At 62.5% G+C, this 21,807-nt stretch carries 21 protein-coding genes and 1 tRNA gene; 15 read left to right on the top strand and 7 right to left on the bottom strand.

The genetic code is table 11. The features are described from left to right. Positions 1-128: 128 nt before the first annotated feature. Positions 129-1,946 carry a DEAD/DEAH box helicase gene (locus tag ABIA40_RS25690; protein WP_404543823.1) on the bottom strand — a complete coding sequence of 606 codons (1,818 nt, stop codon included), beginning with the start codon at positions 1,944-1,946 and terminating at the stop codon, positions 129-131. 428 nt (positions 1,947-2,374) lie between these two features. Between ABIA40_RS25690 and ABIA40_RS25695 the strand changes: the two genes are divergently transcribed. The 12 genes from ABIA40_RS25695 (at position 2,375) to ABIA40_RS25750 (ending at position 14,395) form a co-directional block, all read left to right on the top strand. Further along, complete coding sequence (locus ABIA40_RS25695) at positions 2,375-4,663, top strand: primase-helicase family protein (protein ID WP_404543825.1); 2,289 nt, start codon at positions 2,375-2,377, stop codon at positions 4,661-4,663. Positions 4,664-5,043: 380 nt separating this feature from the next. Continuing rightward, positions 5,044-5,496 carry a hypothetical protein gene (locus tag ABIA40_RS25700; RefSeq protein ID WP_404543827.1) on the top strand — a complete coding sequence of 151 codons (453 nt, stop codon included), beginning with the start codon at positions 5,044-5,046 and terminating at the stop codon, positions 5,494-5,496. A gap of 2 nt (positions 5,497-5,498) precedes the next feature. Beyond that, positions 5,499-6,542: an FRG domain-containing protein gene (locus ABIA40_RS25705; RefSeq protein ID WP_404543829.1), complete on the top strand. Its 1,044-nt coding sequence runs from the start codon at positions 5,499-5,501 to the stop codon at positions 6,540-6,542. A gap of 111 nt (positions 6,543-6,653) precedes the next feature. After that, positions 6,654-8,339, top strand: coding sequence for a phage terminase large subunit family protein (locus tag ABIA40_RS25710; protein ID WP_404543833.1), 1,686 nt, complete (start codon positions 6,654-6,656; stop codon positions 8,337-8,339). A gap of 138 nt (positions 8,340-8,477) precedes the next feature. Next, complete coding sequence (locus tag ABIA40_RS25715; RefSeq protein ID WP_404543835.1) at positions 8,478-8,942, top strand: hypothetical protein; 465 nt, start codon at positions 8,478-8,480, stop codon at positions 8,940-8,942. 117 nt (positions 8,943-9,059) lie between these two features. Further along, entirely contained in the window at positions 9,060-10,277 is a 1,218-nt protein-coding gene (locus ABIA40_RS25720; RefSeq protein ID WP_404543837.1) for a phage portal protein, read from the top strand. Further along, on the top strand, positions 10,270-12,009 hold the full coding sequence (locus ABIA40_RS25725; protein WP_404543839.1) for an HK97 family phage prohead protease: 1,740 nt from the start codon (positions 10,270-10,272) through the stop codon (positions 12,007-12,009). Before ABIA40_RS25720 ends, ABIA40_RS25725 begins: the two co-directional genes overlap by 8 nt. A 5-nt stretch (positions 12,010-12,014) precedes the next feature. Further along, positions 12,015-12,242 carry a phage head-tail joining protein gene (locus ABIA40_RS25730; RefSeq protein WP_404543841.1) on the top strand — a complete coding sequence of 76 codons (228 nt, stop codon included), beginning with the start codon at positions 12,015-12,017 and terminating at the stop codon, positions 12,240-12,242. A 4-nt stretch (positions 12,243-12,246) separates the two neighbouring features. Next, a complete protein-coding gene (locus ABIA40_RS25735; protein WP_404543842.1) occupies positions 12,247-12,582 on the top strand; it encodes a DUF2190 family protein in 336 nt (111 codons plus the stop codon). Between the two features lie 171 nt (positions 12,583-12,753). Further along, positions 12,754-13,005, top strand: coding sequence for a hypothetical protein (locus ABIA40_RS25740; protein WP_404543844.1), 252 nt, complete (start codon positions 12,754-12,756; stop codon positions 13,003-13,005). A 44-nt stretch (positions 13,006-13,049) separates the two neighbouring features. Further along, a complete protein-coding gene (locus tag ABIA40_RS25745; RefSeq protein ID WP_404543845.1) occupies positions 13,050-13,298 on the top strand; it encodes a helix-turn-helix transcriptional regulator in 249 nt (82 codons plus the stop codon). Between the two features lie 2 nt (positions 13,299-13,300). Further along, positions 13,301-14,395: a tyrosine-type recombinase/integrase gene (locus tag ABIA40_RS25750; protein WP_404543847.1), complete on the top strand. Its 1,095-nt coding sequence runs from the start codon at positions 13,301-13,303 to the stop codon at positions 14,393-14,395. Between the two features lie 12 nt (positions 14,396-14,407). Here the strand turns inward: ABIA40_RS25750 and ABIA40_RS25755 are convergent. Then, positions 14,408-14,482, bottom strand: a tRNA-Glu gene (locus ABIA40_RS25755). A gap of 57 nt (positions 14,483-14,539) precedes the next feature. Beyond that, a complete protein-coding gene (locus ABIA40_RS25760; protein WP_404543849.1) occupies positions 14,540-14,884 on the bottom strand; it encodes a hypothetical protein in 345 nt (114 codons plus the stop codon). Here ABIA40_RS25760 and ABIA40_RS25765 point away from each other — a divergent pair. Further along, positions 14,883-15,890 carry an RluA family pseudouridine synthase gene (locus tag ABIA40_RS25765; RefSeq protein WP_271538871.1) on the top strand — a complete coding sequence of 336 codons (1,008 nt, stop codon included), beginning with the start codon at positions 14,883-14,885 and terminating at the stop codon, positions 15,888-15,890. The genes ABIA40_RS25760 and ABIA40_RS25765 overlap by 2 nt on opposite strands. Positions 15,891-16,108: 218 nt before the next feature. Continuing rightward, a complete protein-coding gene (rpoH, locus tag ABIA40_RS25770) occupies positions 16,109-17,008 on the top strand; it encodes an RNA polymerase sigma factor RpoH (RefSeq protein WP_157285013.1) in 900 nt (299 codons plus the stop codon). A 121-nt stretch (positions 17,009-17,129) separates the two neighbouring features. Here rpoH and ABIA40_RS25775 read toward each other — a convergent pair whose 3' ends face one another. From ABIA40_RS25775 to ABIA40_RS25790, 4 genes are all read right to left on the bottom strand, one after another. Next, positions 17,130-17,756: an N-acetylmuramoyl-L-alanine amidase gene (locus ABIA40_RS25775; RefSeq protein ID WP_157285014.1), complete on the bottom strand. Its 627-nt coding sequence runs from the start codon at positions 17,754-17,756 to the stop codon at positions 17,130-17,132. A gap of 34 nt (positions 17,757-17,790) precedes the next feature. Beyond that, a complete protein-coding gene (locus ABIA40_RS25780; RefSeq protein ID WP_404543853.1) occupies positions 17,791-18,990 on the bottom strand; it encodes a GGDEF domain-containing protein in 1,200 nt (399 codons plus the stop codon). 708 nt (positions 18,991-19,698) lie between these two features. After that, a complete protein-coding gene (locus tag ABIA40_RS25785; RefSeq protein ID WP_404543856.1) occupies positions 19,699-20,310 on the bottom strand; it encodes a LysE family translocator in 612 nt (203 codons plus the stop codon). Positions 20,311-20,354: 44 nt separating this feature from the next. Continuing rightward, positions 20,355-20,729, bottom strand: coding sequence for a response regulator (locus ABIA40_RS25790; RefSeq protein ID WP_404543858.1), 375 nt, complete (start codon positions 20,727-20,729; stop codon positions 20,355-20,357). A 121-nt stretch (positions 20,730-20,850) separates the two neighbouring features. Here ABIA40_RS25790 and ABIA40_RS25795 point away from each other — a divergent pair, with 121 nt between their 5' ends. Continuing rightward, positions 20,851-21,681, top strand: coding sequence for an SDR family NAD(P)-dependent oxidoreductase (locus tag ABIA40_RS25795; RefSeq protein WP_404543860.1), 831 nt, complete (start codon positions 20,851-20,853; stop codon positions 21,679-21,681). Positions 21,682-21,807: the final 126 nt, after the last annotated feature.

The raw sequence follows: 21,807 nt of genomic DNA on the forward strand, positions 1-21,807 counted from the left end.
GTCATCATCGATGACGCTGCGACGCGCAACCTACCACGATGTGTTCTTTCAAATGCGGGCCTGCAGCGGGCGATCCGCCGCTCGATTGACTGCACTGCCGCGTGAAAGAGCGCCTGCACAGCGTCGGGCTACGCGATCAAGCGCTGCACCAATGCCGACTCGCTCGAATACGTCAGGAGCGCCTCGTGAGTTGCACGGGTCACCCCGACATAGGTCAGCCGGACACATTCCTCGACGGTCTCGCCGTGGCGGCCGAGCAGGCCCAAGCCGGTGATGGCGACGCAGGGAAACTCCAGCCCTTTCGCGCTGTGCATGCTCAGGAATCGCACGGCGACCCGCTTGACCGAAACGCGGTTGCGATTGTCCTTGGCGATGTCGATCGGCGCACCATGCCCAGAGAGAATCTGCGCGACCCGTCCGCCGATCCAGTGCTCCGGGTAGAGACACGCCATCTGCGACCACTCGTAGCCGGCTTTCTTACGGTCGAGAAACCACTCGGCAACGCAGTGAGCTTCTGCGTCGATGCTCACGCACCGCCGCACATCCGGCTCCAGTCCCTGCCGACCCGCATCTTCGGGCAGCAGGATGGCGTGTTCGTCGTCGGCCGTGATGCCGGGAGCGCCGATAACGTCCGCGGCGAAGCGTCTCGCGAAGGCAACGATTTGGGCGGTGTTGCGATAGTTCACCTTCAGTACGGTCGTTCTGCCCTTTGCTTCAATGCCGAGCTGGCTCCAGACCGGCCGTTCACGCCCCTTATAGATAGCCTGGATATCGTCGTAGACGACCATCAGCGCCTTGGTGCGCGGGTTCACCATCTTGGCCGCAAGCGCGAGCCATTGCGGTTCGAAGTCGTGCGCCTCGTCGATCAGGACCGCGTCGTACTGCTCCGCCGGGATATGGCCGTGATCGACCGCCTTCACGACCTCTGAAACGCTCGCAGCCAGGCGCTCCGCGTAGTCCGGATAGTCTCGCTCGGATGGGGCGACAATCCCGTACGTCCGCAGCATCCGGTAGCACCACGAGTGGAAGGTGAGAACCTGAACGCGGTCCTCGACGCCTCTGCTCTGCATGGCATCTTCGAGCCGGCCGGCGATGCCGTTGGCGTAACACAGGATCAGCACCGGCTTTGCCGCCGCACGTGCCAGATACTCGGCGCGAAAAGCGAGGATCAGGGTCTTGCCCGATCCGGCGACGCCGCGAATGATGCGATGCCCCTCGCCCAGGCTGCGCGCGAACTGCTCCTGATGAAGGTCCATGACCGCGAGCGTCCGATCCGAAGAATCGGCGCGAGGCGCATCGTCCAAAGGCAGGGCAATCTGTCGTATCCGAACCTCCGGAAACAGCAGCGCGCGCAGGCGGTCGAATTGCGGCATGGACAGCGGCTCTTCGACACGCGGATGAACCATGCGCCACAATTTCGAACGGAATTCCTCGGGGTCCGCGCCCTCGGTCATCTCGTCCTTGAACAGACAGAGATGCTCGGAGAACACCTCCTTGAGATCGGTCTGATCGAACTGCTTGCGGGTGATGTTCGTGAACACGGCCCCGAAGCCGAACGGAACAATGGACCGGCCCGCGAGGCGATGCCCCGGCGGAAACAACAATTGCCCGTCGCGCTCCAGCGTTCGCACGACCTCGAACGTATATTTGCGAGCCTGCTCGAGCGGATTGCTTTCCCGCACCGCACCACGGCTCGTCAGCAGCTCGACCTTCGTCTTGTCCGCCGAAACGATCGTCTCCAGGCGCCAGTCTTTCACCTCGAGCACGAGCAGGCCGTTCGCGGGATGAATGATGATGAAATCCGGATGCCGGTTGCGAGGGCCGACGGGCAGGTTGTGCCAAACGACGGCGTTCTCCTCGAGGAAGTCCTTCAATCGTTCCGCCAGTCGTAGCTCCCCACGGCTGTCGAAGCGTGCGAAGCCGAGACTCGGGATCAAGATAGCCATGTCACGGCCGCGAGCACCATTTGCGGACCGCCTCGTGAGCTACGTGCAACAGAGCGGCCGCTCCAGGCTCACATGGTTGCCTAGAATGTGCAGGTTTTCAATGGCTTAGGATTTGGCTGGCGCTCCCTAGGGGACCGCATCTTTCAAGCGAAAACAGCGAGTTAGTGAAGCATTTGGGGAAAACTTCCTTCACTGCGCTGCAACCTGTTTCAATAGCGCTCCCCAAACGGCGGACGGCCAGCTAGAAACGACGTGCAAGACCGCAGGGGCGGCGCTGCACAAGTAAAGGGGCCGCCATGGGCTATGGCGACCCCTCAACTTAACAAATTCAGCAGCAGCCCCCGCTTATAGACCTTGGCCAAAGGATGCAAGTGCATCTTCCGGGTCCGCGCTTGGGGCTGCCTCACCATCTAACGAGGCATCTACCAATGAACGCACCTATCCGACGCATTACCGCCCCCACCCCGCTCTTCCACCCCACCGTCCCGGCGCTGAGGGCATACATCGACCGCATCGGCGCGGAGGAAAGCAACTTCCGTCGCTATTTGGTGAAGGACTATCACGGGCACTACTACAAGGAGCGCGCCGTCATCAAGCTGGCAGACGACGGCACTATCACGTTGACCGGAGACCCCACGTGTGAGCCGACGGAAGACGAGCGAGCGCTCATCAAGTCCGCGTTCGCGAGCGTCAGGATGCCCACCGGAATGCCCATACGGCCCGCAGGCATTCAAGATTTGATGGTGAAGCTGCGCACTCAGCACCTAGAGCACTCAGTGAACGCGGACGGCGACCCGCTCTTCTTTGTTTTCTACGATCAGCGCACCGGGAATGTGCGCATGGTGCAGCAGCGCATCGACACGCCTAACGGCAAGCGCTACCTGCCGTGGTCCTTCTGGAACGACGGGGAATGGCGCTGCATGGAGCCGGACGGCGGCTTGCCCTTCTGGAAGCCAAAAGAGGCGAGCGACAAAACCAAGATCATGGTGCACGAGGGCGCGAAGGCGGCGAAGTTCGTCACCGAAATGTGCGCCGACGAAGCCTGCACCCACCCATGGATTGAAGAACTGCGTCAGTACGAGCATTGGGGCATGATCGGTGGAGCGCTTTCGCCGCACCGCGCGGACTATGAGGAGCTATTCGCCCGCAATCCGGACCTGATGGTGTACGTCTGCGACAATGACGAGCCGGGAATGAAGGCTTTGGCTACCGTCAGCAGGAACTACAGGCGCACCATGTGGGGCGTGCAGTTCGACCAGACGTGGCCACCGCATTGGGATATGGCCGACCCGATACCGCTCTCCTTCTACAAAGCTGATCGCTATGTTGGCCCGGTTATCGACGACCTGTTGCGCCATGCCACCTACGCCACCGACCTGATCCAGCCACCGGCTGGCAGCAAGGCGCGGCCGACCTACGCGATCACGCCTCACTTCGCGAAGGAATGGTTTCAGGTGCGCGAGCCGGAAGTGTTCGTGAACGTGAACAAGCCGAACAAGTTGCTAAGCGAGAAAGCCTTCAACGGCTGGGTCAGCCCGTTCAGTGACGCCGAGGACACCGCGCGCATCTTGCGGCGCGTACAGACGAACAAGGCCGCAGGGCTGAAGTATGACCCGACAAAGCCGAGCGGGTTGCTGAACGACGTCCGCGACAATGCATATGTGAACACGTATGTAGGTCCGCGCTTGGTGGCTGAGGCTGGCGATTGCTCGTTGTGGGAGGCTTACCTCGAACACACCTTCCCGATTGAAACGGACCGCAAGGAAGTGATCCGCTGGGCTGCTACGCTCGTATGCCACCCAGAGGTCAGGATGAATTACGGCCTGCTGCTGATCAGTGAAACGCAAGGCGTTGGCAAATCCACGCTCGGCAGCGACATCCTCAAACCAATGATCGGAGAGTGGAATTGTTGCGAGCCGAGTGAAACAATCGTGGTCGACGGCAACTTCAACGGTTGGGCGGCGCACAAGCGCCTCGCCGTCGTCCATGAGATTTACGCGGGTCACAACGCGAAGGCTTACGACAAGCTGAAAAGCGTCATCACCGAGAGGAGCCTGCGGATCAACGAAAAGTACATGGCGGCCTATGATATCGACATTTGGCTGCATGTGCTCGCTTGCTCCAACTCCAAACGCGCGCTCAAGCTCAGCATGGACGACCGCCGCTGGTTCGTTCCATCGGTCAGCGAGCAGAAGCGCGACCCGGCAGAATGGACGCGGCTGCATAAGTGGCTCGACGATGAAGGCGGGCACGGCAAGATCAAGCACTGGATGCAGGAATGGCTAACCGCGAATGGCGGGCCGGTCAGTCGCGGCACTCCACCACCAAATTCACAAGCGAAGAGGGAAGTGATCGAGGAGGGCTATTCGCAGGGTCAGCAGATGGTTGTGCAAGTTCTCAGCGACCTGACAGAGCGCTTCCCCAACACCAAGCTGATCGTGACCGATGCTGGCTTGCGGAAGATGATCTCCGAACGCGTCCACGGCGGTCGCCCCACCGACAAGCTCGAAAGCCTCGCCACCATCCGCAAGGTAGCCAAGGGCGAAGGATGGCACACCGTCAAGCAGCGTGTGAAGCTCGCAGGTTGGCGCGCCCCGGACGCGGTGACCATGGCGCTCACCAACGACACGGACCTTGTGGGGTGGGCGATAGCCGACCTGATGGCGGCGCACAACGAGGGGGCCGTGAGGTTTGTGGACGTGGGCGGGGCGTTATGATCCGGGCTTGGCAGTTTGGGACCGGGACCACACAGGAGGCCGTTTTGCCACTCTTATACAAACTGTCTCTTTCTATCTCTCAGTTTCCACAAGAGTATAGAACAGGGCACTTTTTCCGTCCCGGTCCCAAACGCCTGTGCTGTGTGTTGGCTGGCGACCCGCAGCGCGGGCCGTACAGCCGAGCAAACGCATCCGCTCGGCCCAACCTACCAGCAGCCCGAACAAACGCACCAGTCGCCGCCCTTATCGGCTGGGTCCCTGTGGCCGCGCCCCACTGCGGCGCTACGCGTCCCGGAATTCGGCCCAATGCAGGTTCTTCCGATGCCTGGTTCCGTGCAGCAAAAGCAAACGCGAACGGCACAAATCATGGAGGTCTGTAGATGCCCGCACCGGTAACCGCAGCCGATATGGGCCGCATGGTGGGCGTTACCGCCCGCCAAGTGCGCAGCCTCGCGGATCGCGGCCACATGGTACGCGAAGGGGATGACCGCTATGCCGTCGAAGCGTCGATCCGCGCTTACTGCGCCTTCCTCCGTGCCGCTGCCCAAGCCCGTGGTGGTGAAGCCGCTTCGGACGCAGCTGCGGAGCGCGGGCGGCTGGCCAGAGCGCGCGCAGACTACGCTGAAACCAAAAACGCGATCATGCGCGGCGAGCTTGTCTCGGCTGCCGAGGTCGAGGCGGAATGGTCGGCCATCCTGCGTCAACTTCGGGCCGCGATGTTGGCGGTGTCGACGAGAGTGTCGCAGCGGCTGCCGCATCTTTCTGCCTATGATACATCGGAGATTGACCGCGAGGTCCGCGCCGCATTGTTGGAAATAGCTTTGGAAGGTTAAGGATGGCACAGGCTGATTGGAAAGATGAAGGTCCCGGCATCCAAGTCGCTACAGCGGCATCCGCCGGAGAATTTCTGGAATGGCTCCGAAGATCAAATTCACAATGGTGGGAGGGCGATCACAATCCTTGGGTCTTCAGAGGTCATGCTGACGAGAACTGGCCGCTCCTGCCATCTGCGTGGAGGTCAAATAACGCGATCATTAGCGCTTCGCGAGAGGAGGCGACCAAGAGATTTGATAGAGTTAAGCCAACGCAATCGTTATTCTGGTGGCTGCCCCCAAACTTCCATACTGGGGCTGCAACATTCGGCAACGATGATAAGAAGCTGCAGAGAGAACTCGCCATCTCGGTAACAGCGGAGCTTTTGCCCGTTTGGGACTTTTGCATCCGATGCAACGAACTTGGCCTGCCGACAGCCATGTCACATGTGCCACCTGATGCAGCATCGAACCCCGATTGGCTCTGGGACGCTGGAGCACCGCTGGTGGCGGATCACCTGCTGCGTTTCAGCGACATACCACCAGTGTTAGCGCTGGCGCAGCACCATGGCTTGCCGACGCGCCTTTTGGATTGGTCCTTCAACCCTGTCGCAGCAGCCTTCTTCGCCGTCGAAAATACCGATATCGAAACCTATGACAATATTGCGGTATGGGGCCTGCATCGCCTGAATGCGACTGGCGTTGCGACTGCGGGCGTCGAGTTTCCGAATGGAAACCAGCCGTTGCGTATCGAACCGCGAGTTGAAATCATTCGCCCCTCGGTGCGAGATAACCCCTATCTGGCCGCCCAGTCAGGTCTATTCACCACCGTAAGCGCATCCGGCGTCTATTTCATGCAAAACGGTGGAGAACGACCATCATTGGAAACATTCGTGCGAAAATCGCAGACGACTAAAGTTGTTCTGCGCAAAATGAGATTGTCGTGCGAACACGTTCCTGACCTCGTCCAAACCTTGCAGCGCGAACAGATGTCTCGTTCAGGGCTAATGCCAACAAGGGACAATGTTGCTGGAGATGTCCGCAAGCGATGGCTGGACCGGGACTAGCCAGTGACAGGCATCTCTCACCCCTCACCTCTCGAAGGTGTTCGAAAGCGGGCGCTCGCATCTCTGCGGCCCCCTTTGCGCCTAAAGCTGAGCGATTGGATAGAGCGGCAAATGCGTCTGCCGGCCTCAACAGCGGCGCTGCCGGGCCCCGTCCGACTGTGGCCGTACCAGCACGCAATCGCAGACGCCATCAGCGATCCTGAAATTGAGCGCGTTACGATGGTCAAGCCCGTGCGCGTGGGATTCACCACGCTGTTGACGGGTGCGATCGGACACTTTGTGGCGAACGAGCCAGCGCCGATCTTGTGCTTGCTGCCGACCGACAGCGACGCTCGCGATTACATGGTGAGCGACATTGAGCCAATCTTTGAGGCCAGTCCTGCACTGAAGGACGCGTTGATGGATGGCAACGAGGAAGGCGAAGACCGCAACACGCTCATGTCACGCCGCTTCCCCGGAGGCAGCCTGAAGATTGTTGCCGCCAAGAGCCCGCGCAACCTGCGCCGACACACCGCACGCATCCTTATCATCGACGAAGCGGACGGAATGGAGGTCGGCAAAGAGGGCAACCCGCTGCGCCTTGCCGAGCGCCGCACGCTCAGCTTTGCCAACCGCAAGATCATCCTCGGCTCAACGCCCGTGGCGGAAGACACCAGCCACGTTCTGCGCGCTTATGAAGCTTCCGATCAGAGAGTGTTCGAGGTCCCGTGCCCTAGCTGCGGTGTATTTCATGAAATCATGTGGGAGGACATCGAGTGGCCTGAAGGCCATCCAGAAGAAGCCGCCTTCCGCTGTCCTCATTGTCGCCAGCTAATTTCAGAGCGGCACAAAGGCGGGATGGTGGCTGCCGGTGAGTGGCGCATCACCAAGCCTAAAGTGAAGGGTCATGCGGGCTTCCGCCTGAACGCGCTTGTCAGCCAACTGGCGAATGCAAGCTGGGCTAAGCTCGCCGCTGAATACATCACCGCCCGCAACGATCCGGCAGAACTGCAAACCTTCGTCAACACCATTTTGGGCCAAGGCTGGCGTGAGGCGGGGCAAGAGCTTGACGAAGCCGCATTGGTCGGCCGCGTTGAACCGTTCGGCCTGAGCGACGTGCCCGCCGAAGTCTTGGTCATCACAGTTGGCGTTGACGTCCAGGACGACCGCCTTGAGTACACGGTCACAGGATGGACAAAGGACGGAGCGTGCTTGGTGCTTGGCCATTCGATCATCTGGGGCAGCCCGGACGATGATCTCACGTGGGTGGAATTGGACGAGTTACTGCGCACCGAGTGGCGTCACCCATATGGAGGCAAGCTCAAGGTTGATGCCTGCGCAATCGACAGTGGCGACGGCGACTGGACTGATCGCGTGTACGCCTACTGCTTCCCTCGTGCCACGCGCCGCGTGATGGCAATCAAAGGCATGAGCGGACAACGCCCTGCTATGCAGGTGAGTGGCGGCAAGGTGAAGGGCGGACGGCTTTGGATTGTTGGCGTGGACACGATCAAGACGACCATCTTCACCCGCTTGCAACGTGCGCACGGCGTTCGCTTTAGCAACACCCTTGAGGCAATCTACTTTGACCAATTGGCTTCGGAGAGACGTGTCGTCCGCTATAGGCGCGGCGCTCCCGTGCGCAGTTTCGAGCGCATCCCCGGGAAACGGGCCGAAAGCCTAGACTGCCTTGTGTACGCCTGGGCTGCCCGGCAGGCCTTGCAAATCCCGTTGGGGCAGCGCGAGGACGACTTGCGCAAGGAGCGCCCTTCACCTCCCCAACCAAGCGTCATCCGATCCAGCTGGATGGCTCGGTAGTCGGTTGTTTTGACTTACGAATTTTTAGTTTGGGAGAAATCTTCTGTTTGTTTTTTTATTCTTGTTGCGAACAGCACCAGATGAGCGCCATATATACCACAAATGTGGTATCAAACTCCATTTATGTGGAATTCGCTCATGGCTGGATTTTCTTTCGCTCAGGTCCTTGACGCTCTGGGAGTGCGGCGAACCCGCGCTGATCAATGGATCGCACGTGGGCACTTCAAAGTAAGCGAGACCACTGCATCAACGCGCGAGTGGTCATTCGGTGATGCTATGCGACTGGCCGTATTCGCCCGGCTGCAAAAGGACGTCTCGGCCGATCATGCGGGGCGCCTCACGGAGCGAAACTTTCACGGCTTCAGGGACGACAAGGCTTTATTTGTGGTCTGGAGCGGGTGGACCGAAACTGCAATCCAACAGCACGGCCGCCGAGTAAAGATCAGAACACCGGAAGCTTGGTCGTCGAAAATCATCCCTAGCAGAGAGTTAGGGGATTTCATCAACAGCGATCTCGTTGAGACCGCCATTATCATCAAGCTCGACACCCTGAAGGATGAGCTCGAAGCCATTCTTCCACGAGCCGAGAAGTGGCATCGTTGAGGCGCGCTGCAAATGCAATTCCGCGCCCGCCTTGCCGCCTTCGCCCGTGACCTGCTCAAGCGGTCTACTGGGTACAACGCCGCCAGCGGCTCCCCCCGTTGGCCCGCATGGGCCACCATGAGTGCCCCGGTTGCGCAGACCCACGCCGCCGCTCACCTTGCTGGCAGCCGCGCATACTTCGCTGTCGGCAGCACGCCGATGGCTGCCAGCCTTGCGGCCGTCTACACCGATGCGCTCTTCCCAGACGCGCCTTCCGTGAAGCTTGCCAACTCCAACCGCAACGCCGAGCAGGCTTTCGCGAATTGGCTCGCGGCAAACACCGCAGCGCTTCGCACCCTTGTACGCAGTCAGTTCGTGAACGGCGAAGGGCTGGCACATATGCGCTTCACCCGACGCGGCGAACTGCGGCTGCTTGTCCTGAACAACGAACAACTAGACCGCAGCATCAGCCGCGACATTGAAAATGGCGGTCGCATCATTGCTGGCGTGGAGCTTGATGCTGCCGACAACGTGGTTGCCTACCACGTCCTTCCCGATGCGGTTGATCAGCCCTTCGCCACCATCGCTCCGGCACGGCGCATCCCGGCCGACGACATCATCCATTTCTTCGAACAAAAAGTTGCGGGCCAGCGGCGTGGGATCAGTGAGCTAGCACCAGTCCTGACTCGATTGCACGAGCTTGAAAAGCTGCAAGACGCTCTGCTGGCCCGCGCCAATACAGCCGCGCTCTTTGGCGGATTTATCACCGATGCCACCGGCAACGCGTTCGGCGACGCCACAGCGCGGCCGCCAGAAGCCGACCTTTCCCTTGAGCCGGGCGCACTGCGAGTTCTGCCAGTAGGTACAGACATACGTTTCCCCACAATGCCAGACACGGCAGATGCGCCCGGCTTGCTCAAGGCCATGCAGCGCGACATCTGCGCTGGTGTGGGCATTCCGTACGCCCTCGCGACCGGCGACCTCAGCGATAGCAATTACAGCAGCTCAAAGCTGGGGCTCGAAGCGTTCAAGCGCCGCGTCAAGGCCACACGCGCCAGCCTGCTCATACCGCTGGTCATCGAGCCGCTTTACCGCCGTTGGGCGCTGCTGCGTCTGCTGAACGGGCAGGCCACCGCGATCAGCGATGCCACGTTCCTCTTCCCAGATTGGGCTTCCATTGAGCCGAAGAAGGAAGCGGAAGCCGATGTAATCCTGCTCAACGCGGGGCTGCGCAGCCGCGCAGAAATCATCTCGTCCAGAGGGAGGGACATTCAGGACGTGGATGCCGAGATCGCCGCCGACACTTTCGTACCCAAGGCTCAGCCGGGCCAAACACAGGAGACTGAGAATGCATAAGCTGCTGGTGCGCGAGAGCGCCGCCACCTTTGAGACGCGCCGCGCGAACCTGCGGCCCGGCTCCTACAACGAACAGGCGCGCACGATCGAGGCCGTCATCGCCACGTCCAATCCCGTGGCCCGCCGCGACGCGAACGGCAACTTCAACGAAATCCTCGACGTGGCTGGCGCGGACCTTAGCGTGCTGCCCGGCGCGCATGTGCTCAACAGCCACCGTCAGGCCAGCGTGACCGACATTCTTGGCACGGTGGAAAGCGCGTGGCGTGAGGCTGAGGGCATCGTGGCGCGTATGCGTCTCAGCGACCGCCCCGAGGTTGGCTCTATCGTAGCGGCAATCCGCAGCGGCGACATCAGTGGCGTTTCCATCGGCTACGAAGTCTCGACGTGGGCTGATGGCGTGGACGGTGCGGGCAACCGCACGCGCACGGCGACCGCTTGGCGCATCCGCGAAGTTTCTTTCGTACCCGTCCCCGCCGACCCCCACGCCCGCACGCGCGGCAGCGCTAACGAGACGATCCGCCAACTGGCCCGTCAGGCTGGCATGGAGCAACGCTCCATCGATGCCTTGATTGATCGCGGCGCCACGGTCGAAGAAGCGCGTGGCGCCATCCTGGACGACATGCTGACCCGCAGCGCCACGATCATACGCTCGTCCCACAACGTCCACACCATGGACAACAGCGAAGCCTTCATCCGCGCGGTTGGTGGTGCGCTGTATGCCCGCGTCGAGCCAACCCACCAGCCGGACGGGGCAGAGCGTCAGTACGTCGGTTATAGCTTGCTCGACGTTGCGCGCGAGGTTTTGCGCCGCAGCGGCACCAACATCACCGGGCTGGCCTCAGTCGCGTTGATTGAACGCGCCCTGACCACGTCTGACTTCCCGCAAATCTTGGCGAACACCGTCGGCCGCACCCTCCGCGCGTCCTACGGTCAGCCCGGCAGCGGCATTCGCCAGCTTGCCCGCCAGACGACGGCGAATGACTTCCGCGCCAAGACCAAGCTGATGCTGGACAGCGCTGGCATCACGCTGGAAAAGGTGAACGAGCACGGCGAGTTCAAGTCCGGCTCGCTGGTGGAAGCGGGCGAGAGCTACAAGCTCGCTACCTTCGGCCGCATCATTTCGTTCACGCGGCAAGCCATTGTCAACGACGACCTCGGCGCGTTCACCGACATTGCGCGCCGCTTGGGCTTGGCCGCACAGGCATTCGAGGCTCAGCAGCTGGTCGATCTGCTTCAGGCCAATGCGGGCGTTGGCCCGATCATGGCGGACGGCAAGGCGCTGCACCACGTTGACCACGGCAACATTGCCCCGGCTGGCGCGGCTCCGTCCGAAACCACGCTCAGCGCAGCGCGCTTGGCCATGCGCAAACAGACCGGTCCGGCTGGTGCGCTTATCACAGTCACGCCGCGCTATCTGCTTATCCCGAGCGAACTGGAAACCAGCGTGGAGAAACTCCTCACCGCCATTCAGGCCATGACTACGGCCGACGTGAACGTGTTCAGCAAGCTGGTGCCGGTTGTTGAACCGCGCCTGACTTCACCAACACGCTGGTGGCTGGTAGCCGACAAGGCGGAGGTGGACGGCCTTGAGTACGCGCACCTTGCTGGCGCTCCCGGCCCGCAGACCGAGAGCCGCGCTGGCTTCGAAGTAGACGGCGTTCAGACCAAGGTCCGCTTGGACTTCGGCGCTGGCTTCGTTGACTGGCGCGGCTGGTACACGAACGCGGGCTGAGCCAAATGGCAGACCTCGCCACCCTCCAAGCCGAGCTTGAAGCGCTGAAGTCGGCTCGCCGTGGTGGCGAGCACAGCGTCAAATACGAAGGCCCGAAAGGCAGCCGAGAGGTTGTCTTCAAGTCCGACAAGGAAATGGCGGCAGCGATTGCCGCCACGGAAGCCGAAATCGCAGCACTGACGGGCAGTTCCGTAGTGCGCACCATCAACGTTCGCAACAAAGGTTGGAGCTAGAACTATGAAGAACTTTGTGCAGCCAGGTGACATCGTCACCGCTATCGCGCCTGCTGGGGGCACCGTCAGCGGCACGCCCTACCTAATCGGCGCTTTGTTCGGCGTGGCGACCACCACGCAGGCCGCTGGTGAAGAAGTAGAGCTTGCCACTGTCGGAGTGTTCGAACTGCCGAAGGTCGCGGCTCAGGCTTGGGCCACCGCGTTCGCTGCCATCTATTGGGACAACGCCGCGAAGAACTGCACGACCGCCGCGGCCGGTAACACAAAAATTGGCGTGAACATGCTGCCGCAGGGCGCGGCGGACAGTAAGGCGCGCATCAGACTGAACGGCGCTTTCTAATACCAAATTGGACCGCGTGCGATCCTAGAAGGGTGACGGAGCCCATCCCACAACGGCAAGCAAACCTCCCGCACACGCGGTCTGGATGGGTTCATTGGAGTGGACCCCATCCGTCCAACACATCGGGTCAAGGTAGGCGAGGCTCCACTTAACACAGCAGGGCAAGCAGCAATGAACCACATCGAAACGATTAAGGCCAGAGCGCTCGATGCGCTTCACGCCGAATCACTACCAACCAATGCATGGGCGCTGAAGAACCGCGTCGCCGTCACGGTGCTTGGGGTTAGCACCGCCATATTCAGCGAGTGCATGGCGGCCAAGCGCGAAGTTCCGCGTCTGACCAAAGGCGATCATAAAAACATCCAGCGCGACATCCTCAAGCAGCTGAACGCAACGCCCAAGACCGGCACGCCGCTTTCGTGAATTTCAAGGCTGTCAAAGCAGACGACTCACCATAAGCGAAACAGATGCGCCACGCTGCACTCCCCTTCAACCTACCGCCTCGCATGCTGAGCCGCGAGGCTGCGGCTGCTTATGTGAACGTTTCACCGAACACGTTCGACGGCATGGTGGCTGAAGGCAGGATGCCCAGTGCACGCAAGCTGAGCGAGCGGCGCATTTCGTGGGACCGCATGGAGTTGGATGCTTACATTGAAAGGCTCGCCCGCGTCGATGACGACGGCGCAGCCGAAGTCGATACAACATGGAGTAGATGATCATGGCGCGCAGGCTGCCGCTGTATTGTCAGCATCACTTTGTTGGTAAGAAGAACTATATTTATTTCCGCAGGGGCAAAGGCCCACGCTTGCGGCTTCCCGATGACCCGACGAGCGAAGCCTTCATGCAGGCCTACCAAGCCGCGCTCGCTGGCTCTACCGCACCACCACCGAAGCCGAAAGAGGACGTGCCCGGCACGCTCGGCGCGCTGATCGTTTCATTCAAGCGATCCTCCAAGTTCAAGAACCTTGGAGAAGGCAGTCGCGCCGCATACAGCAACCGGCTTGAGACGATCCGTAAGGCGCACGGCCACCGCACCGTCAAAGCCATGACGCGCGAGGGCATCGACGAGTTAATTCTTGCCCCATATGCCGACCGACCGGGCGCACAGATCGACACGCTTAAGAAGATGCGCATCCTGATCAAGCACGCCATCCAGATCGGATGGCTCAAGCAGGACCCTTCCAGCGGCATCAAACGCGGCAAGTCGAAGGAAATCAGAGCTTGGCGCGACGATGAGATGGCGGCTTTTGAAGCGCGTTGGCCGGTCGGCACCAAGCAGCGCGCCGCATATGAGCTCATGTTGAACGTCGGCACCGCCCGCGCTGACGTGCACCTGACGACGTGGAAACAGGCCGACGACGAGGACTTTGAATACACTCGCAAGAAGACCGGCGTGCCTGTTGTGGTCTCTATGGCGACGTCGTTACGCGCGGCGCTGACCGCCCTGCCGCGTCGGCACGTCTGCATCATCACCACCGACTACGGGAAGCCGTTTACGGTTGATGGTTTCAGCGGCTGGATGCGCGACGCGATCAAGGAAGCTGGCATCACCGACCTGACATGCCGGCCGCATGGCTTGCGCAAAACGCTGGGGCGGCTCATGGCCGACGCCGAATGCACGGCGCATGAGATCATGGCGGTGCTCGGTCACACCACGCTGGCCGAAGCCGAGCGCTACACGCGCGAAGCGGATCGCAGGCGCGGCGGACGGCGGGCTATCGTCAAGCTAGAAGACCGAAGGAAGAACAAAACGCCCCAAAACCCGGCGCTCCGCATTCCCCAAAACTCTAAAAGTGAAAGGAAGACAAGGTGATACCAGCAGGGCTGGCGCTCCCTAGGGGAATCGAACCCCTGTTTCAGCCTTGAGAGGGCCGCGTCCTAACCGCTAGACGAAGGGAGCGTGAGGGCTAGCCAATAGCCTCGAAATTTGTCCGCCGCAAGGACCCCGAGGGGCCTTTTACGGCTCATTGGCGAATTTCAGCCGTCCGGCCGACTTCAGGGTAAGGGCATCGAAGGTGCGGATCTCGATGACCCCGCCGAGATCCAGCGTCACTACGAGGCGGTCGCCGGCGACCCCGGTCGAGACGATTTTCGCGCCCTTGGGCAGGGTGGCAGTGACATCGCTTGCCGCTTCGACCGCCCTTCCCTCCGACTTGAAAAGGCGGTAGCCCACCGCGATCAGCACGGCGCAGAACGCCAGCGCCGTGGTCAACCCCGCGATCAGCATCATCCGCCGCACCCGCGCGAACAGCGCGGCCTGCTCGGGGGTCGGTTCGGGAACAGCGGTATCAGACGTCGTCATGGAAAGCCCTGGGTCAGCGCAAAGGTTGGAGGTTGTGGTCGAAGGCTCCGAGGGCTCGGCCCGGCTCGACCGCGTGCTGGCGGCGCGCCTGCCGGAGCTGTCGCGATCGAGGCTGAAAGCCCTGATCCTGGCGGGCGCAGTGCACCTGAAGGCCTCCGCGGTCCGCGACCCCGCTTATCACGTCGCATCCGGCGATACGATCATAATCGACGTGCCGGAAGCGGCGCCCGCCGAGCCCAAGGGGGAGGACATCGCCCTCGATATCGTGTTCGAGGACGACGACATCGTCGTCCTCAACAAGCCCAAGGGCCTCGTCGTGCACCCCGCGGCCGGTCACGAGACCGGCACCCTGGTGAATGCGCTGATCGCCCATTGCGGCGCCTCGCTCTCCGGCATCGGCGGCGTGCGCCGGCCCGGGATCGTGCACCGGCTCGACAAGGACACGACCGGGCTGATGGTGGTTGCCAAGAACGATCTCGCCCACGCTTCATTGACGGCGCAATTCGCCGATCACGGCCGCACCGGCGCGATGCGGCGCGGCTACATGGCATTCGCCTGGGGCGTGCCGAACCGGCACCGCGGCACCGTCGATGCGCCGATCGACCGGCATCCGCATGCACGCGAGAAGATGGCCGTGCGCCAGGGTGGCCGCGAGGCGGTGACGCATTGGGAAATCCTGGAGAGCTTTCATGGACGCGACGGCAAGGGCGTCGCCGCCCTGCTCGCCTGCGAGCTCGAGACCGGCCGCACCCATCAGATCCGCGTCCATCTCGCCCATATCGGCCACCCCCTGATGGGCGATGCCGTCTATGGCCCGCATTTCAAGACCAAGGCCAACCAGCTCGGCCCCGACTCGCAGGCGGCTTTGGCGGCGCTGGGGCGTCAGGCCTTGCACGCTTACCTGCTGGTGTTGGAGCACCCGAGGACGGGAGAATTACTGCACTGGGAGGCGCCTTTGCCGGAGGATTTGCTTCTCCTGGAACGGGCGCTCCAGGCGGCGCTATGACGCAGGCCGCTTCAGAAAGCCTTTACATTACAAAAAGTTATAGCTGCCACACGGGGACGTGACGTCAGCAATCCTTCCCTTTTTGACTCCCGATGGGGTATATTGCGTCTGCGTTGAAATGACCAACGCGGAACATCGCAGCTACGGCCGGCTTTAACACAGCGGTCGTCTGCCTGGCCCGCCGCTATCGGGGGCCTGAACCTTTTGGAGGGCGCACTATGGCCCGTACCGCTGCTTTGCCGGTCCTCAATGGAGAATCCGGCCTTTCTCGCTACCTCGCCGAGATCCGCAAATTCCCGATGCTGGAACCGCAGGAGGAGTACATGCTCGCCAAGCGTTGGCGCGAGCATGACGATCGCGACGCGGCACACCAACTCGTCACCAGCCATCTGCGCCTCGTGGCCAAGATCGCCATGGGTTATCGCGGCTACGGCCTGCCGATCTCCGAGGTCGTCTCGGAAGGCAATGTCGGGCTGATGCAGGCGGTGAAGCGATTCGAACCCGAGAAGGGATTCCGTCTCGCCACCTACGCCATGTGGTGGATCAAGGCGTCGATTCAAGAGTACATCCTGCGTTCGTGGTCGCTCGTGAAGATGGGCACCACCGCGAACCAGAAGAAGCTGTTCTTCAACCTTCGCAAGGCGAAGAGCAAGATCAACGCGCTGGACGAAGGCGATCTCCGCCCCGACCAGGTCAAGATGATCGCCAAGCGCCTCGGCGTCACCGATCAGGACGTGATCGACATGAACCGCCGACTCGGTGGCGATGCGTCGCTCAACGCACCGATCCGCGACGACGGCGAAGCCGGCGAATGGCAGGACTGGCTGGTCGACAACACGCCCAACCAGGAAGCCATGATGGCGGAGCACGAGGAGTATGATCACCGCCGTGACGCGCTGAACGGCGCCATGGGCGTGCTCAACCCGCGCGAACGCCGCATCTTCGAGGCCCGCCGCCTCGCCGATGAGCCGATGACGCTGGAAGACCTTGCTGCCGAGTTCGGCGTGTCGCGCGAGCGCGTCCGCCAGATCGAGGTCCGCGCCTTCGAGAAGGTGCAGTCCGCGGTCAAGGGCACGATCGCAAAGGCCGAACAGGCCGCGCTGGAAGCCGCGCACTAAGCGCGGCGGTTCAGCGCCCCAGATTGGCGGATCGAGAGAGACGAAAAGCCGGCGGCAACGCCGGCTTTTTTGTTGGTGTGATGCGAACTGCGCCCGATAGCGGTGCGTGTGGGCACACCGCCTATTCCCCCCATTGCCTTGCCATCGTCGCGAGCGTGCAGCCTTCGCAATAGCGGGCGTCCTTGTAGTCGATCCAGTTGTGCGCGTAGACCCGCTCGAGCGGGATGTCGTAGCGCGCGCGCAGCACCTTGACGAGGATCTTCCACGCCGCGACCTGTGCCGCCGTCGGCCCCGTCGTCACGTCGGGATAATTGCCGGCGAACTCGACGCCGATCGAATTGTCGCGCAGGACCTGGCGATAGGTCGGACGATTGTCGATGTACTTGTTGTCGTTGCGGTTGGCGCCATCGCCGTGGGTCGGCACGAGGTTCTCGGCGACCGCCCAATAGACCGTGCCGTCGGTCTCGACCCAGACCGTGACGCCGCGCCGCGTCGGGTTCTTCGCCTGCGCCTGCGCGCCGCCGCGGGCCGAGCCCGCAGGTCCCTCGGTCTGGTGCACGATGATGTTGCGCCAGGATCTTGCGCTAGCGACGTCGCCCCACGGCGCCAGCCAGACGATCTTCAAGCCGGGGATGTCGGGCGTGCCGGAGGCGCGCGCGAGCCTGGCGAGTTCGGCATCCGCAGCAGCGGCGGGGACGATCGGAAGGAGAGCGACCAGGACGGCCACGAGCAGGCGAAACGTCATCATGCAAGGTCCCATGCGACCTCGAGCCTAACAGGCTTTACGCGAATGTCCTCACCGTCCCGACAGACTCGGGCGACAGCCGCGGGGCGGGGTCATAGACCGCAAAATCGTTCTTGCCGTTCTTCTTGGCGGCATAGAGGGCGTGGTCGGCATTGGCCATCAGGCGGTCCGGGAATTGCCCGATGCCGCGGTCCCACTCCGCAACACCGATCGAGATCGCAATCTGAATGTCGCGGCCGCTGCAGCTGGCGGCGTCCTGACGGCAGACTTCGAGCACGCGGCGGGCGATCGCGGCAGCCTCGCGCAGCGACGAGGACGGCAGCACGATGCAGAACTCGTCGCCACCGGTGCGGGCGAGCATGTCGCCGGGCCGCAGTCGCGTCTGCGCCGTCAGGGTGAAGTGCCTGAGGCAGGCATCGCCGGCGGCATGGCCGTGGGTGTCGTTGATGGTCTTGAAGCCGTCGAGGTCGATCAGCAGCAGCGAGAACGGCTCACCGCTGCGCTCCGACCGTGCGCATTCCTCCGACAGACGCTTCAGCAGATGCCGCCGGTTGGCCACGCCGGTGAGATCGTCGAGCAGCGCGAGGTCGGCGACCTCGCCTCGCAAGCTGTCCATCGCCATCAACAGGAAGCCGAAATTAAGGGTCATCGACAGGAACAGCAGCCCGAGCACCATGATCGCATGGGCCTGGCCGCCGGCGCGCGCCGAGAGATCATAGCCAAGCATATTGCCCACGGTGCGCGCGAGCAGAATCGCGATGATGCTGAGGATGACGATGCCGGACAGCTTGGCGCCCGGGCTGACGCGGCCTTCCGGCGACAACAACAGACGCAGCGCCAGCATCAGCGGCAGGGCCTGACCGAACGTGTAGCTCAGCATGCGCAGCTGCATGTGCTCGAAGCCGACCATGAAGAGCACGACGCCGACAAGGCTCAAGCACCCCGTCGCGGTCATCAGGCGCCACGAGACCGGACGGTCGTAGAAGCGCTGAATGCCCATGGCGGCAAGGCAGCTCGCAGCGATGACGCCGCCGGCGCCGAGCAGCAGCGGCAGGGGAGAGGCGACGAACAGACGGATCAAGGCCGTCATCGCGCCGGCGGCACCGACGAAGGCCGATGCCATCCAGAACCGCGCAGCCACGAAATTCGGATAGGAACGCGTCACGTAGGCCCAGATCACGCCGAGCGCCAGGAAGTTGACGACGAAGACCGTCCACAATGTCGGTACGTTCAGCATGACGCGTACAGCACGCGCAGCGTCCCGCCCCCCGATCCCGGCAGCCGTCCGTCCATGACCCATCCCCGTTTTCTTGCGGAAGACAATGCGATGGTTGCGCTTAATGGAGTCTCACTGCGGCTCGCGAAAACGCGCCCTTGGTTTTGGATTCATGAACGGCACGCGGCTATTGCCGGATCGTTAAGGCTGTCGCGGCCGATGGCCGTGCTGACGCGTGGAGCGGATTCGCGCCAAAAATCACCCGAAAATGCATCTGAGCTGTGGATAACAGGATGACACGGATGTGACGACGCGGGGCAGCCGGCTCCGAATCTGCTGAGTTTGTCGTCGAGGATGTTGCGAGGCTGGCCCTCCGCCGAGCACCCTCGTGTCGCGTTCCACCATTTAACCCTTGAGAGGATACTATGGCTAAGAAAGCGAAGAAGGCGACGAAGAAGAAGGCGAAAAAGGCCAAGAAGGCGAAGAAGAAGTAACGAGGCTTCTGTTTCTTTGCCCGGGTGGAGCGAGCTCCGCCCGGGCGTCGGATCGATCGCAGGCGGCGGGCGCAAGGCCCGCTTTTTTATTGTGCGAGAGTTCGAAGTGTACCCGCTCTAACAGCGTCATGGCCGGGCTTGTCCCGGCCATCCACGCCTTGCCGCACGGTCCGAAGAACGTGGATGCCCGGGACAAGCCCGGGCATGACGAGACCTTTCGAGAGGTGACGAAGACCTACCGCTCCGACAAGGCCAGCTTGGCGCCGAGCGCGGCGAAGCCGGCGGCAAAGGAGCGGCGCAGCCAGGCCATGACGGCCGGGCGGGAGATGACGCGCTCGCGCACCGCGGCGGCGCAGAAGCCGTAGAGGACGAACACCGCAAAGGTCATCGCCATGAAGGCGCCGCTCAATTCCAGCATGCGCGCCAGCACATGGGCCTCGTCTGCCGCAATGAATTGCGGCAGGAAGGCGAGAAAGAAGATCGACAGTTTTGGATTGAGGATGTTGATCAGGAAGCCGGTGACGATGACGCGGCTGCTCGACCGCTCGCGGATGTCGCCGCCAACCGCCAGCGCCCCGGTCTCGCGCAGCGCCTGCCAGGACATATAGAGCAGATAGGCGACGCCGCACCATTTCAGCGCGGCGAAGGCGAGCGCGCTGGTGTGGAGCACGGCGGCAAGACCGAGCATCGCCGCCGCCATGTGCGGCACGATGCCGAGCGTGCAGCCGAAGGCGGCCGCCACGCTGGCGCGCGAACCGCGGGTCAGCGCTGCGGCGAGCGTGTAGAGCACGCCGGTGCCGGGGGAAGCGATGACGATGAGCGAGGTGAGCAGGAAGGACCAGGTCATGGTCCGACCTTATCACCGCAGGGCGCTGCGAGAAAGCGGGCGCGTCAGGACAGCTGAGCGATCTCGGCCTCGCGCAGCACGTCGAGCGGCGCCCAGGGCTTGGCCCAGAACTTGGCGCCGTCGGGCAAGGGCTGCTTCAACGGGCGTCCCGACGTGACGACGACGTCGAGCTTGGGATTGCGGTGCTTGGCGACATGTGCGAGCTCGACGCCGTTCATGCGGCCGGCAAGCTGGACGTCGGTCAGCATCAGGCAGAGCGCGCCGGCGTTCCTGTCGAGCACGCGCTCGGCGGCCTCGGCGCTTTCGCACTGGATGACCTGGTAACCGCTCTCCTCCAGCAGGACGCAAAGCATCTCCCGCTGCATGGCGTCGTCTTCAACAATCAGCGCAGTCGCGCGAAATGGCGTCGCTTGTCCCATCGGCGGCTCCTCATGCATGCCTCCATAACGAATGTTAAAAACGGAGGCCGGATACGGTTCGGTTCCATTCTGAAAAAATGTAAAGCATAGTTCCCGCATCAGGGGCTTGACGGGGAACATCATGACGACGATTCGGGGCGCCGCCGCCATCACGGGAGCGGCGAGCGGCATCGGCCGGGCGCTGGCCATCGAGCTCGCGCAGCGCGGCTGCGACCTCGCGCTGGCCGATCGCGACGAGGGCGGATTGAAGGCGCTCGGAGCAGAGATCGGAACAGCGCGCAAGGTCAGCCTGCATCACGTCGACGTCGGCGAGCCCGACGACGTCGTGCAGTTCGCGCGCGAGGCCATCGCCGCGCATCCCGCCCTCGGCATCGTCGTCAACAATGCCGGCGTTGCGCTGATGGGCACGTTCGAGGAGATCGACCAGGCCCAGATGGACTGGCTGTTCGACATCAATTTCTGGGGCGTGGTGCACGGCACGCGCGCCTTCCTGCCGCACCTGAAGACGATGAGCGAGGCCCACATCGTCAACCTTTCCTCGATCTTCGGCATCATCGCCCCGCCGGGCCAATCGGCCTATGCCGCGGCGAAGTTCGCGGTGCGCGGCTTCTCCGAGAGCGTGCGGCACGAGCTCAGCGTCGCGGGCAGCCCGGTGAAGCTGTCGGTCGTGCATCCCGGCGGCATCGCCACCGCGATCGCGCGCAACGCCCGCACCGGCGTCGGCATCACCGACAATGCCCGCCGCGCGCAATCGATCGAACGGTTCGAGAACGCGGCGAAGACCTCGCCGAAGGACGCGGCACTGCGCATCATCAGGGGCATCGAGCGGAACGAGCCGCGCATCCTGATCGGCAACGACGCCCGCTTCATGGACCTGCTGCAGCGTTTCCGCCCGGGAACCTATTGGGCGCCCTTGCAGCGGAAGCTGGAGAAGATGGCGAAGGGGACGTAGGCTGGGAGAGACGTGTCTCTCCGCCGTCATTGCGAGGAGCCCTTGCGACGAAGCAATCCAGACTGTCTCTGCGATTCTGGATTGCTTCGCTGCGCTCGCAATGACGGATGTGGCCGGCGGAGTGCC

The organism is Bradyrhizobium sp. USDA 223 (genome assembly GCF_044909005.1).
Classification (GTDB): domain Bacteria; phylum Pseudomonadota; class Alphaproteobacteria; order Rhizobiales; family Xanthobacteraceae; genus Bradyrhizobium; species Bradyrhizobium yuanmingense.